14 protein-coding genes and 2 pseudogenes are annotated in these 17,124 nt (G+C 66.6%); 9 read left to right on the forward strand and 7 right to left on the reverse strand.

The annotated features are described in order from the left end of the window. Nucleotides 1-85 precede the first annotated feature (85 nt). Nucleotides 86-1,102, forward strand: coding sequence for a LacI family DNA-binding transcriptional regulator (locus OL239_RS07720; RefSeq protein WP_268911358.1), 1,017 nt, complete (start codon nt 86-88; stop codon nt 1,100-1,102). Nucleotides 1,103-1,184: 82 nt separating this feature from the next. Here OL239_RS07720 and OL239_RS07725 read toward each other — a convergent pair whose 3' ends face one another. From OL239_RS07725 to OL239_RS07735, 3 genes are all read right to left on the reverse strand, one after another. Further along, entirely contained in the window at nt 1,185-2,108 is a 924-nt protein-coding gene (locus OL239_RS07725; RefSeq protein ID WP_268911359.1) for a carbohydrate ABC transporter permease, read from the reverse strand. Continuing rightward, nucleotides 2,105-3,034, reverse strand: coding sequence for an ABC transporter permease (locus OL239_RS07730; protein WP_268911701.1), 930 nt, complete (start codon nt 3,032-3,034; stop codon nt 2,105-2,107). The genes OL239_RS07725 and OL239_RS07730 overlap by 4 nt, the downstream gene beginning before the upstream one ends. 68 nt (nt 3,035-3,102) lie before the next feature. Beyond that, on the reverse strand, nt 3,103-4,674 hold the full coding sequence (locus OL239_RS07735) for an extracellular solute-binding protein (RefSeq protein ID WP_268911360.1): 1,572 nt from the start codon (nt 4,672-4,674) through the stop codon (nt 3,103-3,105). A 418-nt stretch (nt 4,675-5,092) separates the two neighbouring features. On the opposite strand from OL239_RS07735, the gene OL239_RS07740 reads away from it, so the two are divergent. The 6 genes and pseudogenes from OL239_RS07740 (at nt 5,093) to ettA (ending at nt 13,420) form a co-directional block, all read left to right on the forward strand. Then, entirely contained in the window at nt 5,093-7,939 is a 2,847-nt protein-coding gene (locus tag OL239_RS07740; RefSeq protein ID WP_268911361.1) for a beta-glucosidase family protein, read from the forward strand. Then, nucleotides 7,939-10,049: pseudogene (locus OL239_RS07745) on the forward strand (glycoside hydrolase family 95 protein); the annotation flags it as partial. The gene OL239_RS07740 and the pseudogene OL239_RS07745, both read left to right, overlap by 1 nt. A 53-nt stretch (nt 10,050-10,102) precedes the next feature. Further along, a complete protein-coding gene (locus tag OL239_RS07750) occupies nt 10,103-10,444 on the forward strand; it encodes a hypothetical protein (RefSeq protein ID WP_268911363.1) in 342 nt (113 codons plus the stop codon). A gap of 112 nt (nt 10,445-10,556) precedes the next feature. Continuing rightward, a complete protein-coding gene (locus OL239_RS07755; RefSeq protein WP_268911364.1) occupies nt 10,557-11,129 on the forward strand; it encodes a single-stranded DNA-binding protein in 573 nt (190 codons plus the stop codon). Beyond that, entirely contained in the window at nt 11,126-11,578 is a 453-nt protein-coding gene (locus tag OL239_RS07760; RefSeq protein ID WP_268911365.1) for a DUF6993 domain-containing protein, read from the forward strand. Before OL239_RS07755 ends, OL239_RS07760 begins: the two co-directional genes overlap by 4 nt. A 159-nt stretch (nt 11,579-11,737) precedes the next feature. Beyond that, nucleotides 11,738-13,420 (forward strand): energy-dependent translational throttle protein EttA, encoded by a 1,683-nt coding sequence (ettA, locus tag OL239_RS07765; protein WP_268911366.1) that lies wholly within the window; start codon nt 11,738-11,740, stop codon nt 13,418-13,420. A gap of 101 nt (nt 13,421-13,521) precedes the next feature. On the opposite strand, the gene OL239_RS07770 is transcribed toward ettA, so the two are convergent. Continuing rightward, a complete protein-coding gene (locus OL239_RS07770; RefSeq protein WP_268911367.1) occupies nt 13,522-14,412 on the reverse strand; it encodes an acyl-CoA thioesterase in 891 nt (296 codons plus the stop codon). Nucleotides 14,413-14,558: 146 nt separating this feature from the next. Here OL239_RS07770 and OL239_RS07775 point away from each other — a divergent pair, with 146 nt between their 5' ends. Next, the gene (locus tag OL239_RS07775) at nt 14,559-15,080 is read left to right on the forward strand and encodes an acyl-CoA thioesterase (RefSeq protein ID WP_268911368.1); all 522 of its coding nucleotides are present in this window, start codon (nt 14,559-14,561) and stop codon (nt 15,078-15,080) included. Then, nucleotides 15,077-15,801, forward strand: a pseudogene (locus OL239_RS07780) (hypothetical protein). Before OL239_RS07775 ends, OL239_RS07780 begins: the two are co-directional and overlap by 4 nt. Nucleotides 15,802-15,846: 45 nt before the next feature. Here OL239_RS07780 and OL239_RS07785 read toward each other — a convergent pair. From OL239_RS07785 to OL239_RS07795, 3 genes are read right to left on the reverse strand one after another with little or no spacing between them, the layout of a single operon-like run. Continuing rightward, nucleotides 15,847-16,290, reverse strand: coding sequence for a globin (locus OL239_RS07785; RefSeq protein ID WP_442864287.1), 444 nt, complete (start codon nt 16,288-16,290; stop codon nt 15,847-15,849). 41 nt (nt 16,291-16,331) lie between these two features. Further along, complete coding sequence (locus OL239_RS07790; protein ID WP_268911369.1) at nt 16,332-16,802, reverse strand: mechanosensitive ion channel family protein; 471 nt, start codon at nt 16,800-16,802, stop codon at nt 16,332-16,334. Next, nucleotides 16,799-17,074 (reverse strand): hypothetical protein, encoded by a 276-nt coding sequence (locus OL239_RS07795; RefSeq protein WP_268911370.1) that lies wholly within the window; start codon nt 17,072-17,074, stop codon nt 16,799-16,801. The genes OL239_RS07790 and OL239_RS07795 overlap by 4 nt, the downstream gene beginning before the upstream one ends. Nucleotides 17,075-17,124: the final 50 nt, after the last annotated feature.

Consider the following 17,124-nt stretch of genomic DNA (forward strand, 5'->3'; position numbering starts at 1 on the left):
GGAGCGGTGTCGAATTCCATCGACAGCCGACGAACAGCTGTCGCAGCGGGGGATCCTGCAGCCGGCCGGAAAGGAACAGTGCGCGATGCCCACGATGAGCGAAGTAGCCCGAGCAGCCGGGGTATCCACGAGCACCGTCTCCTACGTGCTCAGCGGTAAGCGCAGCATCTCCGAAGAAACCCGCAGGCAGGTGCAGGAGGCCGTCAGCCGGCTCGGTTACAGTCCCCACGCGGGAGCACGTTCCCTGGCGTCCAACCGCTCCAATGTGCTGGGACTGATGGCCCCGCTGCGCGCTGACGTCAATGTGAGCGTGGTGATGCAGTTCGTCGCCGCCGTCGTTTCCGCGGCCCGGGAGTTCGACCAGGATGTCCTGCTGCTCACCCAGGACGACGCCGAAGGGATTGAGCGCGTGACGTCCCGGTCCATGGTGGACGGACTGATCATGATGGACATTGAGGCAGCCGACCCGCGCATCCCGCGCCTGGCCAAGCTCCGCAAGCCCGCGGTGCTGATCGGCCTTCCCGACGATGCGCAGGGTTTGAGCTGTGTTGACTTCGATTTTGCGTCAGCCTCCAAAATTGCTGTCCGGCACCTGGCGGACCTGGGTCATCAAAGCGTTGCCTTCATTGGTTCTCCGCCGGCTTCCCTGGCCCGGCATGCGACGTATGCCGACCGCGCAGCGTCGGGGTTTGAGCAGGCGTGCCGGGACGCCGGCCTCGGCTGCAGCCTGCATGCCAGCGGCGCCACCTCCGCAGATCTGGGCGAAGTGCTGGATCACATCTTCCGCTCCGGCCGCGGCGACTCCGCGGTTACCGGGCTGGTGGTGCACAACGAGGCACTGGTGCCGATGCTGCGCGAAGCGCTGGCCGGAATTGGGCTGAGCGTGCCCGATGATGTCTCGGTCGTCGCGGTGGCACCCGTCGATGTGGCCACTGCGTCAGCCCGGCCCTGGACGGCCGTCAGCATTCCGGCCAGGGAGATCGGCCGTGCGGCGGTGGAGATGGTGATGGACAGGCTGAACTCGGACAAACCGGTTGAACTGCGCCTGATCCTCCCGGCGCTGGACGTGCGCACGACGACGGCGGCTCCGCCGCACCGCTGATGCCGTCTCCGCCCGCGTCCTGACCGTCCGGCGGGGCCGGGCTGCCGGCGCCGTCCCCGGGCCCCGGCGTCCGCCGTCGTCATCAGCCCTTCACCGCGCCAATCATGACGCCCTTGGTGAAGTGCTTTTGCACAAAGGGATAGACAAACAGGATGGGCACCATGGCGATGACGATCACTGCCATCTGCAGGGCAAGGGAGGCGGCGACGCCCTGCCCGATGTCGATCTGCCCCGGCACTGAAACACCCTGCAGCACGTAGGAGCGCAGGACCACCTGGAGCGGGTTCTTGGAGCTGTCGTTGATGTAGAGGACGGCGTTGAAGAACGCGTTCCAATATCCGACGCCGTAAAACAGCGCGATGACAGCCGTCACCGCTTTCGACATGGGGAGCACAATCTGGCCCAGGATGCGCCACTCGCTGGCGCCGTCGATCCGGGCGCTGTCCAGGATCCCCTGGTCAATGCCCATAAAGAACCCCCGCAGGATGATGATGTTGAACACCGACACGGCTCCGGGGAGGATCAGCGCCCAGTAGGAGTTGATCAGCCCCAGCCCGGAGACCAGCAGGTAGGTCGGAATCATTCCGGCGCCAAAGAACATGGTGATCAGCAGGATGAACAGGATGGGCGTGTGGGCGAAGGTGCCGGGCCTGGACAGGCCGTAGGCGCACAGGACTGATACGACGACGCTCAGCAGGGTGCCGACGGCGGTAACGCCCACGCTTACGGCGACGGCGCGCGTGACCACGCCGCCGTCGAGAATCTGGCGGTAAGCGTCAAAGGTGATGCCGTCGGGAATCAGGACCAGCCCGCCCGCTTCGGTGATGGTGGCCTGCGAGGACAGGCTGGTGAGGACGATCGTGTACAGCGGCCCGAGGACCGCCAGCACCACCAGGGTGAGGACCAACGCTTTGGCGGCCTTCCCGGCCGCGGAGGGCTCTTCCTCCCAGGCCGGCCTTCCGCTGGAGCGGCGGTCCGGTTTTTCGGAATCCATGAGAACTGTCATGACTTTGAGTACACCCCGTTTTCACCCATCAGGTGGGCTATCTTGTTGGCTCCAAGGATGAGTCCCAGGGAGACCAGGCCTTTGACGAGCCCGGCGGCTGCCGCATAACTCCAGTCGCCGTTTTGGACCCCGGTGTAATAGACGAAGGTGTCCAGGACTTCGGAAGCCCCGGCTCCAACCGCCGCCCGCTGCAGAATGAGCTGTTCGAAGCCCACCGATAGGGCATCACCGAGCCGCAGGATCAGCAGCAGGATAATCACCGGGCGCAGCCCGGGCAGGGTAATGTGCCACAACCGCTGGCGGCGGTTCGCGCCGTCGACCGCGGCAGCCTCATACTGTGCGGGATCGATCGCGTTCAGCGCCGCCAAAAACACGATGATGCCCCAGCCGGCGTCCTTCCAGATGGATTGGGACGTAATCAGGAACAGGAAGGTGTCGGGATTGGTCATGATGTCCATGCCGCCCCACCCGCGGGAAGCCAGCAGCTGGTTGAGCAGTCCTGCGCCGCCGAAGATCTGCTGGAACACTGAGACAACGAGCACCCAGGAGAAGAAGTGGGGCAGATAGACGACGGCCTGGATGGTGGCACGCATGGCCGGCCGTACCAGTGAGTTCAGCAGCAGGGCCAGGGCGATGGGGACCGGGAAGAAAAAGACGAGCTGGAACCCGGTGATCACCAGTGTGTTCTGGACGGCAAGGTAGAAGTTCGGGTCGACAAAGACGCGGGCAAAATTTTGCAGACCCACCCAGGGACTGTCCGCAATCCCGATAAAGGGGGAATAGTCCTTGAAGGCAACGACGTTGCCCAGGATCGGGACATAGGAGAAGACGATCAGCAGGGCGACGGCGGGGACGGTCATCAGCAGCAGGGACTTGTCCCGCCGCAGCCGTGTCCGCAGGGTCAGCCGGCGCTGGACCCCTGCCATTCCCGGGCGGGGAACGGTTCCCGGACCTGATTCGCGCTGGGCCACCGCCGTGGGCGCACTGTTCCTCATCAGGCGTTGAGGAAGCCGGCGTAGAAGTCGCGCAGCTCGTCGCCGCCGGACTTCTTCCAGGTGGCCAGGGCGGAGTCGAGGTCAGACATGGACTTGCGTCCCCGGGCAATGTCTTTGGCCAGGTCGTCAAACGGCTTGCCCAGGGAAGCGAATTTGGTGTCCTCCTGAATCTGCATCCCGAAGAACAGGCCCTCCTGCACGTTGGGAGCCTGCCGCGCTTCCCACTCGCTGCGCTCCTGTACATATCCCGGATACTGGACCATGGAATTCACGACCGGAGGACTGACCAGGAACGCATAGGTGCTGGTGACTTCAGCGCGTCCCTTGTCGGTGGCCTGGGGCACGTTCTGGCCGTCGAGGGTGTAGTGGACTCCTTCGACGCCGTTGGTGATGAGCCGGTTCTCTACGGTGCCGAACGGTGCCGCCATGTAATCGGCCAGCGCCAGGATCTCCTCGATCTTCGACTTGTCCTCGTTCTTCTTGACGAAGCTGAAGATGCTGGCAGGCGAGGCTTTGAACAGGGTGGGCTTGCCGCCGTCGGGTGCGAAGAAATCCATGGCCTGCATGCGGAACTGCGGATTGGTCGGCAGCACGCGGGCGAGGGCCTCGTGCCAACTGCCCAGCCCGTCGCCGGTCATCAGGACCGCACCGGATTCAAACCGGGATTTGGCCATCTGAGTGTTGCCCGCCACGGCATCCGGATGCACCGCGCCGGAAGCGAACAGCTTGGCGATCCATTCCAGGGCCGCCCGATATTGATCGCTTTCCAGCTTGTGCTGGAGCTTTCCGTCAATCTCCTGCCACATTGGCGGCACGCCGTGCATGATCTGGGCCAGGTTCCACACATCGTCGGAGCCCCAGCGGCTCTTGGACGCGTCGGTGGCCTCTTTCGCAATGTCCAAATACTCGGCCGCGGAGGCCGGTTGCTTCAGACCCAGTTCTTCGAACAGGTCCGCCCGGAAGAAGAACGCATCGTTCAGCAGCGTTCCGGGATATGGAAGGCCGTAGAGTCCGCCGTTGAACACACTGAACTTCCAGGCGTCGGTGGGCAGGTTCGCGAGGTTCGGGTACTTCTTGACCTTGTCGCCGGCCAGGTATTCGGACAGGTCAGTGAAGAGGTTTTCGGCCGCCTGCCCAAACCGCGGCGGAAGATTCCAGGACGGGATGACCACCCAGTCCGGCACATCCTTGGGCGAGGCGAGCACCGTCTGGATCTTGTCGTAGTACGTGTTTCCGTCATTGACCTGGAATTTGACGGTCGCTCCCAGTTCTTTGTTGACGCTGGTGTAGTAGCTGTTTTCGGGGAGCGCCGGAGGGACCGTCCACCAGGCCGGGCTCATGGCGGTGTACGTTCCGCCCTTGCCTGGAACGGAGGCAACCGAGGCCGTCAGGTCGGCCGGGAGGGAGGTGAAGCCCGGCGTCGAACCGTTGACGCCGGGGATGTCGGGAGTCGCCAGGCTGATCGGATAGTGGTTGGGGATCAGTTGTGCAATCGTGGCGCCCAAATCTTTGGAGGAGGTGATCTGCGATGTTGCGCCTCCGCTGCCGCAGGCGGTGAGGAAGGCGGGCACGCTGGCCGCGACGGCTGCGCCGCCCAGGAGGCCCAGAAGGACCTGCGGTCGACCGGGCGCTTGGAGAGCTGGCCCAGCAGGCCCGCTGCAGTACCGGTGTCTGTGGTTTTCGGACGGTTGCGCAGGGCTTTGTCGCGGGGCATGTCCCACTCCTTTGTGGATCGGTTGTTCCGGTCGGTTGGCAGTCCGTGGTGCGGCGGTGGAGCCACACTGTCGAATCGATTCGATTCTTCTCGACCCTAAAGCACCACTTGTAGGGATGCAAGCATTTTTTGTGATGCCGCTCACGCCGTAGGATGGCTTGCAAATACAGGTCCAGAGCGCCCATCGCAGGACCGAACGGCGACCTGCGTCGGGACTCAGCCTCCCGCGACCGCAGGGAAGCGCTTCGATCAACCAACGACTGAACGGAAGAAACATGGTGACGCAGCTAGCGAACCGCACTCCGGAAAACTTCCTGGCGGCTATGACCCAGGCCCAGAAGACCGCACTGCTGCACCAGCATTCGCCGGCGCTTCAGGAGCTGGGCCTGGCAGAGTTCCGCACGGGCACCGAAGCAGCGCACGGGGTGGCGTGGCTCGGCACCGCCACCGTTTTTCCGCAGACCGTTGGGCTGGCCGCGAGCTGGGACGAAGACCTGCTCCGGCGGGTCGGGAACGCCATTGGACGAGAAGTCCGGGCGAAGAAGGCCGACGATCCCACCGTGAGCCTGAACGTCTGGGCGCCGGTCGTGAATCCGCTGCGCCACCCGCTGTGGGGCCGCAACGAGGAGGGATTCTCCGAGGATCCGCGGTTGACCGGAATCCTCGCTGCGGCCTTCTGCCGTGGCCTGCGGGGCGCCGGCGGGCACTGGCTCACCGTCCCCACGCTGAAGCACTTCCTGGGATACAACAACGAAACCGACCGCAATGTGTCCTCCACGCAGCTGCGGCTCCGGGTCCTCCACGAGTACGAACTCCCCGCGTACCGGATCCCGGTGGAGGACGGAAACGTGGGCGCAGTCATGCTTGCCTACAACCTCGTCAACGGGCGGCCTGCACACGTCAGTGACCTGGTGGGAGAACACCTGAGGCGGTGGCACGGCGGGGAGGACCTGGTGGTCGTTACCGACGCGGGCGCCCCCACCAGCCTGTACACGGCCGAGAAGTACTTTCCGGACGCTGCGGCTGCCCATGCCGCCGCCGTCCGTGCCGGCGTGGACAATTTCACCGACGACGGAACCGACCCGGGACCCACCATTGCGCACCTGCGCCAGGCACTGGACCGGGGCCTGCTCACCCCGGAGGACATTGACCGCAGCGTGCTCCGCCTGCTGAAGCTGCGCGAACGGACCGGCGAATTCGAAGGGGCCCGAGATCCGCTCGCGTCCGGTGAAGCAGTCGATAGTGCGGCCCACCGGGCCCTGGCGGCTGAAGCTGCGGCCAAGTCGGTGGTGCTGCTGCGCAACGAACCCGTTGCCGGTGCGGCGGACCAGTCGCGGCTCCTTCCCCTGGGGGCAGACCCCGGGCGGGTGGCGGTCATCGGTGTGCCGGCCACCCGGGTGCTGACCGACTGGTACAGCGGTACGCCCACCTACTCCGTCAGCCCGGCCGAGGCGCTCGCCGGGCGGTATGGGGATGTCAATATCACGGAGGGGACTGACACCCTGGCTTTGCGGAGCGTGCGAACCGGAAAATACCTGGGCTCGGCCGCTGCCGACGAGGCTCTGTCCTGCATTGCCTCCACAGCCGGGGAGGCGGAGCAGTTTGAGGTCAAGGACTGGGGCAGCGGAGAGCTCACGCTGCGCAGCGTGGGCACCGGGCTGCTTGTGACCGGCGGTTCCGGCGCCTACCTGTACCCGTCAGCGCCGCGGGTAGGGGGATGGGTGGTGCAGGAGAGTTTCCGGCTGCACCGCGACGACGACGGCACAGTGGCCATCCAGCACACCGGCACGGGCAAATGGGTGCACGTGGAGGCGCACACGGGCAGTGCCCTGCTGGTCGCGGGAACAGCGGCCGGAGCTGACCGGTTCGTCCTGCGCACCGTCAGGGCCGGAGTCGCCGCAGCGGTGCAGGCAGCAGCCGCAGCCGACGTCGTCGTCGTGGCGGTGGGCAACGATCCGCACCTGGGCGGACGGGAAACCCTGGACCGCCGCACGCTTGAGCTGTCCCAGTCCGATCAGGAGCTGGTCCGGGCGGTGCATGAGGCTAATCCCCGCACCGTCCTGGCCATCATTTCCTCCTACCCCTATGCCCTCGGCGCGCTCGCCGACCTGCCTGCCATCGTGTGGTCCTCCCACGGCGGACAGGAACTGGGACATGCCATGGACGCTGTCCTCAGCGGGGCGGCCGAACCGGCCGGCCGCCTGCCGCAGACCTGGTACGCGGCGGATTCGGACCTGCCAGACATCCTGGACTACGACATCATCAGCTCCGGGGCGACCTATCAATACAGCGGGGCTGAGCCGTTGTTTCCGTTCGGGCACGGGCTGACGTACGGCTGCGTCCACTACGAGGAGCTCAGCGTTGCCGGAGCGTCCGGAGTCTTCGCTGGCGCCGGCACGTTCACCGTCGACGTCACGGTTTCCAACGACGGCACCCGGCCCGCGCAGGAGGTGATCCAGCTCTATGTCACCGCTGCCGGGCACCGGGCCGACTTTCCCCGGCGGCGGCTGGCCGGGCACTCCAGGGTGCTGCTGCAGCCCGGACAGCGGCACACGGAGCGGATCACGGTCAGCACCGGTGCCTTCGAAACGTTCAGCCTCACGGCCGGGCGGATGCTCGTGGAGCCCGGGCGGTATGTCCTGCTCGCGGGCTCTTCCGCCGGCAACCTGCCGCTGCAGGCCGTCGTGGAGGCCGACGGTGACGGCGGCCCGCTGCGCCGGCGCGGCGGCCGGATCCCCGCCGAGGCGTTCGACGCGTGCAGCAACCTCGAACTGGTGCCCGAAACACGCGGAACGGGCACGGCAGTGGCGCCGAAAGATTCCTCGCGCCCTGCCTGGGCCGAATACCGTGGCTGGGAAGCTCCCGGCGCGGGCCGGGAGGGCGGAGCCGGCGGCCGGGAGAGCGGGGCGGAAGTGCAGGTGGTCAGCTCCGGCGGCGGCAGCGTGGAGCTGCAATCCCGGGGGCTGGGCGGGCAGTGGCTCCGCGCCGGACACGGCGGGGCAGCGTCCGTTCCGGCCGGGACGTGCGGCACGGTGACGCTCACCGTGCCGGACTCCGCAACGGACGCGCTTCGCCTCGTTGTCCGCGGACCGGTGACCCTGTCTGCCCTGCGGGTGCACTGATGGCCGCAGCGAATGCCAGCGGCGGTGCCGACATTGCTTCCGGCCGTTTCCACGTGCTGGGGTACCCGGAGCCGGCGCTGGCCTTCACCGAAGCGTTGCCGCTGGGCAACGGACGGCTGGGAGCAATGTGTTTTGGCGGAGCGGGGCGGGACCTGATCCGGCTCAATGACGGGACGGCATGGTCCGGGTCCCCGGCCAGTGAACTGTTCGCTGAACCGCAGGATGCCGCCCGGAACGCGGAGGAGCTTCGCAAAGCCCGTCAGCTCATCCGTGATGGACGGTATTCCGCAGCGGAGCAGTGCCTCGCCGGGATGTCTCAGCCCTACACGCAGTCATACCTGCCTTTCGCCGATCTGGTGATTACGGCAGGTCAGGGAGCTGTGCAGCCGGATCGCGGCACTTACCGGCGCGCCCTGGACCTGCGGACCGGCATCCATACCCACAGCTACCGGATGCGGGGCAACCGGGTAACCCAGCAGGTCTTCGTGTCGGCTGTCCGCGGGGTGCTGGTTGTGGAAGTGGAAGCTGACCATCCGATGCACCTCGCGGTGGAGCTGCAGAGTCAGCTTCGGATCCACGGCAGTGCCGGCAGCGCCGGTACGCACGGGCTGCAGTTGCTCCTGCCCTCCGATGTAGCGCCCGCCCATGCCGGACCCGGCGCCGGCGTAACGTACGGTGGGCCGGCACTGGCTGGCGCCGTCGTCCTGTGCTGGGAACACGACGGCGGGGAATCCGCAACGACGGACAGCGGCCTGAGTGCCGGCGGAGTCACGCGGGCGCGTATTTGCCTGGCCACGGACACCACCTTCGCGGCACTTGGCGTCCAGCCCCGGGGCTCGGCCGCCGAAGCGTATGAGCGGGCGGAGGCCAGGGCACGAGAGGCGCTGAGCGCCGGAAGCGAAACGCCGCGTGCTGAACATCTCGCCGCCCACGGCAGCCTGTACGGCCGGGCCGCGCTCAGCCTGGGACCGTCTGCGGCATCCTCGCCGCAGGTGGCAGCCTCCCCGGGCGGGGCAGTCTCGCCGGGAGGGGCGGCCTCCCCGGCAGTGGCGGACGCGGACGTGACGGCCCTGATCGGCAACCGGGACGCTGCCCCGCAGCTCGCTGCGCTGCTGTTCAATTACGGCCGGTATCTGCTGCTGTGCAGCTCGCGCCCGGGATCCCTGCCGGCGACACTGCAGGGGCTTTGGAACGAGGACATGCAGCCGCCGTGGAGCTCGAACTACACGCTGAACATCAACACCGAAATGAACTACTGGGGAGCCGGGCCGGCAAACCTGGCAGAGTGCTTTGAGCCGTTCCTGGAGCTGGCCGCCGCTCTGGCCCGGAACGGGGAGGCCACAGCGGCAAGGGTCTACGGCCTTCCGGGCTGGGTCGTCCATCACAACACCGACGCGTGGGCTTTTTCCTCCCCGTCGCAGGCGACGCGGCCTGGTCCTTCTGGCCGCTGGGAGCGGCTTGGCTGTCCACGCAACTTGCCGAACATCTGCGGTTCGGCACCTCCACTGAGGCACAAATCCGGCAAGTGCGGACCATCATCCTCGGTGCCTGCCGGTTCTATCTGGTGTGGCTTCAGCCGATGCCTGACGGATCCCTTGGCACTGTGCCGTCCACATCACCGGAGAACCATTTCCAGACTCCCGAGGGGCAGGCCGCAGCGGCCCGGTCCTCCACCGCTGACATCGCGATGATTCGGCAGCTCTTCAGGGACGCCCTGGAGCTCGGTCCGGAGCAGGACCCTGTGGTTCGCCGGGCTGCGGAGGCACTGCGGCTGCTCCCGCCAGTCCCGCTCACACCGGAGGGGCTGGTGTCGGAATGGGCGGACAACTTCCGGCACCCGGAACCCCACCACCGCCACCTGTCCCACGTGTGGTTTGCCTATCCGGGCCGCGGGGATCTCGACGCAGCGCTTGCAGCGGCTGTTTCACGCACGCTGGACGGCCGGGGCGATGATTCCACCGGGTGGTCGCTGGTCTGGAAAATGGCGATGCGGGCGCGGCTCGGGCAAGCAGAGGCCGTCGGGCGGCTGCTGCCCCTGATCCTTCGGAGCGCCGGTGCCGGAGAAGGACGGCAGTGGGCCGGCGGGTTGTATCCGAACCTGTTCAGCGCCCATCCGCCCTTCCAGATCGATGGAAATTTGGGCTATGTGGCCGCAGTTGCTGAGTGCCTGATCCAGAGCCGGACATCCGCGGGGCATCCGTCCGCCGTCCTGCTGCTGCCGGCCCTGCCGCCGCAGTGGTGCGGAGGGGTGCGGTCCGCGGGCTGGTGGTCGTGCCCGGGGTGGTCGCCGGGCTCGAATGGGCTGCGGACGGGACGGGAGCCGCGAAACTGGTGCGGGCCGAACTGCAGGCCCGCTCGGCCCGCTCCGCGGGCACTTACCAGCTTGAATGGAACGGCGTACGCCGCCTGGCCCATATCGGCGCTGGGGAAGCCACGGTGGTATCCGCGGCGGACTTCACTGGCGCGGATCCGCTTTGCCCTGCACACCCGTCCGCCGCACCGTAACCGCGGCCCGTTTTCCACAGTTCCCAGGCCGCGGCGCGCTGAGGAGGGTTTACCGGCCCAGACTTTCGTGTACCGGCGGGAATCCGTCCGGCCGGCGCGGAAGGGGAACAGCATGAGCGACACCATCACGGTCCGTGGCTACGTAGCCACGGAAGTCCGGAGCACCACGGCCGACAGCGGGCTGGCCATCGCCAGTTTCCGAATGTGCTCCACTGAACGGCGCTATGACCGGGACGCCGGCAGCTGGGTCGACGGCCAGACAAATTGGTATTCGGTCAGCCTGTTCCGGCAGCTGGCAACCAACGCGGCTTTCAGCATCCATAAGGGAGACCGTGTGCTCGTGACCGGGCGGTTGAAAGTTCGGCAGTGGGCACTGGAGGATGGGCGCAGCGGTACCGCGGTTGACATCGATGCCGAGAGCGTAGGGCATGACCTGATGTGGGGGACCGCCAACTACCGGCGCAATGTCCAGGACCGTACCGCCACCGGCACCTCCGGCACTGAAGAAAGCGGTGACGACCTTCCGGCGGACCTGGACCTGGACACCGGAGAATTGATCGGTGCGGAAACAGGCGGTGAGGAAGCCGGTCGTGAGGAAACCGGTGAGGGGGCCGGTGACGGCCCCGGCGATCCCTTTGCCGCCGTGGAGGCATCCGGGCGGGGGCATGGCAGAATGGGCGGATGATTCGTGCACCGCGCAACCGCCGGCTGTCCCTGCTGACCCTGACCGTCCTGCTGGCCGGGTCCGCGGCTTTGCTTGCCCCGGCTGCGGTTCCGGCAGCTCCGGGTGCGGCCGGTCCGGTGGAAGTTGCCGGCGTCGCCGCGCCGGCGCTTCCGGTGGCATCCCAGCCGACGGCTGATACGCTCACGGCCTCGCTGACAGCGCTCGCCGCAGCAACGCCCACTCCCAGCCGCGATGAAGTTCGGCGGGCATTCACCGAGGCGGGCTTCACCGCGGGCTCCGTGGAGGTTTCACTGGACCGCACACCAACCGGGCTGGCCGTTGACTCCATCCGCGGGGCCGCCCCACACGGAGGCGACTGCCTCTTCGGTGAAGTACGTGAGGGACAGGTGGCAGTAACTGCCCTTCCCCTGCTGGACTCGGGGTTCTGCTTCGTTGGAGACCAGCGCTAGCTGTAATCTCCAGGACATTAGGTACGTCCGGAGCGCAGGCCCACGCGCCGGACAGGGCATCGGGCGGGGCGCAGGCAGGGCAGGTGCGGCAGCGGCGTAAGTTTCACGGGCACCGGGTCAAATGGCACTTATCCCAGTTGACGCACTAGCCTTAGTTCTATGGCGGAATTTATCTACACGATGACCAAGGCCCGCAAGGCCGTTGGCGACAAAGTTATCCTCGACGACGTAAGCATGTCCTTCTACCCCGGTGCCAAGATCGGCGTGGTGGGTCCCAACGGTGCGGGTAAGTCCACCATCCTCAAGATCATGGCCGGACTGGATACCCCGTCCAACGGTGAGGCCCGGCTCAGCGCCGGCTACACCGTGGGCATCCTGCTCCAGGAACCGCCGCTGAATGAGGAGAAGACCGTACTCGGCAACGTCCAGGAGGGCGTTGGTGAGATCTATGCAAAAATTCAGCGGTTCAACGAAATTTCGGAGGCAATGTCCGAACCGGACGCAGACTTTGACAGCCTGCTGGAGGAAATGGGCAAGCTGCAGGAAGCCATTGACGCCGCCGATGCGTGGGATATCGACTCCCAGCTCGAGCAGGCCATGGACGCCCTGCGCTGCCCGCCGCCCGAGGCTGACGTAACACTGCTCTCGGGTGGTGAGCGCCGTCGCGTGGCACTGTGCAAGCTGCTGCTGCAAAAGCCTGATCTGCTCCTCCTTGATGAGCCCACCAACCACTTGGACGCCGAGAGCGTTCTTTGGCTCGAGCAGCACCTCTCCGCGTACCACGGCGCCGTCCTGGCCGTCACCCACGACCGCTACTTCCTGGACCATGTGGCCCAGTGGATCGCCGAAGTGGACCGCGGACACCTGTACCCCTACGAAGGCAACTACTCCACGTACCTGGAGAAGAAGCGGGCACGGCTGGAGGTCCAGGGTAAGAAGGACCAGAAGCTGGCCAAGCGCCTGACGGAGGAACTGGACTGGGTCCGTTCCAACGCCAAGGGCCGCCAGACCAAGTCCAAGGCCCGTCTGGCCCGCTACGAGGAAATGGCTGCCGAGGCCGACCGCACCCGCAAACTGGACTTCGAAGAAATCCAGATTCCGCCGGGCCCGCGCCTGGGCTCCCTGGTGCTGGAAGCCAAGGACCTGCAGAAGGGTTACGGCGACCGCCAGCTCATTGAAGGCCTCTCCTTCTCACTGCCGCGCAACGGCATCGTTGGCGTCATTGGTCCCAACGGTGTGGGTAAGTCCACGCTGTTCAAGACCATCGTCGGTCTGGAAGAACTCGACGGCGGTGACCTGAAGATCGGTGACTCGGTCAAGATCTCCTACGTCGACCAGTCCCGCGGCGGCATCGATCCGGAGAAGAGCCTCTGGGAGGTTGTGTCCGACGGGCATGACTGGATCCAGGTCGGCCAGGTCGAAATGCCTTCGCGTGCCTACGTCTCCGCGTTCGGGTTCAAGGGCCCGGACCAGCAGAAGAAGGCCGGCGTGCTGTCCGGCGGTGAGCGCAACCGCCTGAACCTGGCCATGACGCTCAAACAGGGCGGAAACCTGCTCCTGCTCGATGAGCCCACTAACGACCTCGACGTCGAAACCCTCTCCAGCCTGGAGAATGCGCTGCTGGAATTCCCGGGCTGCGCCGTGGTGGTCTCGCACGACCGGTGGTTCCTGGACCGGGTGTCCACCCACATCCTGGCCTACGAGGGCACTGAAGAGAATCCGGCGAACTGGTACTGGTTCGAGGGCAACTTCGAAGCCTACGAGCAGAACAAGATCGAGCGCCTGGGCCCGGATGCGGCGAAACCGCACCGGGTGACCCACCGCCGCCTGACGCGCGACTAGGGAATACGGCCGTTCCGGCCATCCCCGGAAGAAACCCGCTCCGTACAACGGAGCGGGTTTCCTTTTCGGCTTCCGGGGAATGCGGAGCGCCCCCGGTGAGCTTAGGGCAGGTCGGGAACCCGCACCATGCCTTCCTGGGCGACTGTGGCCACGAGCTCGCCGGCACGGTTGAAGATCCGGCCGCTGGCCAGACCGCGGGCGCCGGACGCGCTGGGGGATTTCTGAACGTACAGCAGCCATTCGTCGACCCGCAGCGGGCGGTGCCACCACATGGCGTGGTCGAGACTGGCGACGGACATGCCGCGGGCTGACCAGGCCAGCCCGTGGCGGCGGAGCACCGATTCCAGCAGCGTGTAGTCGCTGGCATACGCCAGGGCGGCGCGGTGCAGGTTCTGGTCATCGGGCAGCGGACCGAAGGACTTCATCCAGACCGCATTGCGGGCCACCTTGTCCGGCCCGGCCTCAAAGTACACCGGCTTTTCCACGTGCCGGATGTCCATGGGCCGGCGGTGGGACCATGCCTTGGCAACCGGATGATCGATGCCCCGGAGCAGCTCCGCAGTGGTGGGCAGGGATTCCGGGTCGGGAATTCCGCCGGGCATCTCCACCTGGTGGTCCAGGCCCTCACCGGGCACCTGGAAAGACGCGATCATCGACAGGATGGGCACGCCGTTCTGGTAGGCATGGGTTCTGCGGGCCGAAAACGACCTGCCGTCCCGCAGCCGCTGAACTCCGAAGGTGATGGGAACCTCAGTGTCTCCGGGACGAAGGAAGTAGCCGTGCATGGAGTGCATCAGCCGCCCGGGCTCCACCGTGTTCGCTGCCGCGACGAGCGACTGTCCCAGAACCTGACCGCCGAAGATCCGCTTTTGCGGTTCCGGCTGTGAACCGCCAACGAAGATGTCCTCGTCCGTCTGGGCACCGTCCGCAGGGCTGAGGTTCAGCAGGTTCAGCAGCGATGTGGTGGGGTCGACGGTGTCGTCTAGGGCCATGGGTGGTTAGTCTCCTCGGGAAAGCTCAGCGGTGGGGAGGGCAACCGGCAACTTGCCGGGTCCCTCTTCGAGATTAGACGCACCCGCCGGGAACCCCCAAGCCGGGGGTTTACCGGGTTGGCCCCCGGATTTGAGAGGATGGGCTAATGCCTATCAATCGTTTTCCGATCCAACTACGCTTCGGCGACGAGGATTCCAACGGGCACGTCAACAACGTGCGCTTTATCCAGTTCCTGGAGGAGGCACGTGTGCGGCTCGGTCTGATGCCTTTGGGGGAGGCACTGTCTCCCGGCAACCCGGGATTGAATTTCCGGTCCCTGACGGCGCAGTCCGGCATGGCCGTCGTCGCCCGCCAGGAGATCGAGTATCTGGCACCCCTGGTTTACCGGCAGGAACCTGTGTGGGCCGAGATCTGGGTTACCGGGATCGGCACGTCCAGCCTGACCTACGGCTTCCGCATCGCGGACGACGACGGTGGCCGGGTCTATGCCCTGGCGCAGAGCACGCTCGTCGTGGCTGATGCCCGGACCGGGCGCCCGCTGCCGCTGTCCGATCAGCAGGTCCGCGTCCTGGAACACTGGAGCGGCGGGCCGGTTCCGTTCCGGAACGGCGGCACCGGGCAGCCGCGCGGGGGCGCGGCCGCCGAACCGGACGGAGCACTGCGATGACCGCCGGTGCCGCAGCGGTTCCCGGCGCTCCCGGCGGACTTGCCCTGGCTGATCCGCAGGTGACCGCGGACCTGCGCACGTTCGTGGTCCGTGCCCGGGCAGCCGATGACGGTGCGGTGCGGCTGCAGGCCGTCGGCTCCGTGCTCGCCGCCTACGTTTGCGTGCTGCGGCCGCGTGCGCTGGGCGAGGACGTTCCCACCGTCCTGGGGATGCGCACCATGCCGCTGGCGGAGCCGGCGCATCTTGACACCGTCGTTTCGCTCGCGTCCGTCGCCGACCGGCTGGCACGCATGGACGGCGCCGAAACCGTAATTCCGGTGCCGCCCACGACGGTCACCGAGAGCTGGACGGGGTGGGCGCGCCGCGCAGCGGATGGGAACGCGGAGCCGACGTTCCCTTCAAGCTGCTGGAGCAGGCCGCCCACCGGGGGATCCGGGAAGTCGCGGCCCTGGTTCCGGCCAGTTCGGGCGCACCCGTGGTGAGCACCGCCCGGGGTGCCGTCTGGGGGCAGCGGCTGCCCGGCGTTGATGCGGTCATTCCGGCGGGGGCGGCGTTCGCGGCATTGACGCTGGGCTTCCTTCCCGCTGCCGGCGACGGCGACGGTGCCGCTGCCGGCGATGGTGCCGGCAGCGCAGCGACCTTCCGCTGCGGCCGGTGGACCCGGTTGAGCATGCCGCGGGGACATGTATTGGTCCGCTCCGCTTCCGTTCTGGAGTTCTGACGAGGGCGTGCTTTCCGTGCCGCGCAGGGGCAGGAGCCGCAGCGGCTAGGCGGAGTTGACCATGGAGTGGGCTGCCCGCTCCAGATAATCCCAGAGGGTTGCCTCGTGCAGCGGGGACAGCTCCAGGGAGTCCACGGCGCCGCGCATGTGCCGGAGCCAGGCGTCGCGTGCCTGGGGGCTGACAGCGAACGGCATGTGGCGCATCCGCAGCCGCGGGTGCCCCCGCTGCTCCGAATAGGTCCGCGGGCCGCCCCAGTACTGTTCCAGGAACAGCAGCAGGCGCTCCTTTGCGGCTGTGAGGTCTTCCTCGGGGTACATGGGCCGCATCAGGGGGTCCTCCGCGACGCCGTCGTAAAAGACGTCGACGAGTTTGACGAAGGTGGCATGCCCGCCCACCGCTTCATAGAAATTGTCGGTGTAGGCGGGCTGGGCGAATCCCGGCTGGCCGGACAGTGGCAGCCGTGACGCTGCCGGCGGTACGGGGGACACAGGAAGCGCGGGGCGGTTTTCGGAGGGTGTTGCCGGGGTGCTCACCGTGATTCTCCCCTGGTTGAAACTGCGGACTGTGAAACCGGTGCGGCCGGTGCTGTTGCCGGTGCTGCCGGTGCGGCAGGCGCGGCGTCGGATACTGAAACAGCGCCCGGCGCGGTGTCCGGTTCTTCCGGCGGCTCGCGGAAGTCGCCCTGGGAACGGTTGCCGACCTTGGCCAGCTCGCCGTTGCGGATGTACCAGATCACGCCGCGGGTATCGACCATCCGGGTGATCCGGATACCAACCGACTGCACGGTTCCAATGGTGTCACCCACTTCAATGACGTCGCCGATGCCGTACTGGTCTTCGATGGTGATGAAAAATCCGGCCAGGGCGTCACGGATAAGCTCTCGGGCGCCGAAGCCGAGGGTAATGCCGACGATTCCCACGCTGGCGATCAGCGGCGCAATGTCCAGGCCAACGGCTCCCAGCACCATGATGATGACCACGGTCCAAATGCACAGGCTCACCGCGCTGCGCAGGAGCGCTCCGATGGTGTCGGCACGTTGGGCACGCCGCTTTTGTCCAGGTTGCGCATGACGGGCTGGGCCCATTTCAGCTTCGAGGAACTGAAGAGGGCATAGCCCTTCTGCGCGCGCCGGACAACGCGGTTGATCAGGAATCTCGCTGCCGTCCAGACAAGCATGCCGATGACAATGATGACTCCGGCCTGGATCAGGCCGGACCAGTCAAAGTCTTCGATGCTTATGGATGACGTGTCAGCTTCTGCGGCGGTCAGCAACGGACGGATACCGTCCCTTTCGTTTCGGGAAGCGAGCTGCCGTGTTGGCA

Origin of the sequence: Arthrobacter sp. ATA002 (assembly GCF_026898095.1) — a bacterium.
Taxonomy (GTDB): domain Bacteria; phylum Actinomycetota; class Actinomycetes; order Actinomycetales; family Micrococcaceae; genus Arthrobacter_B.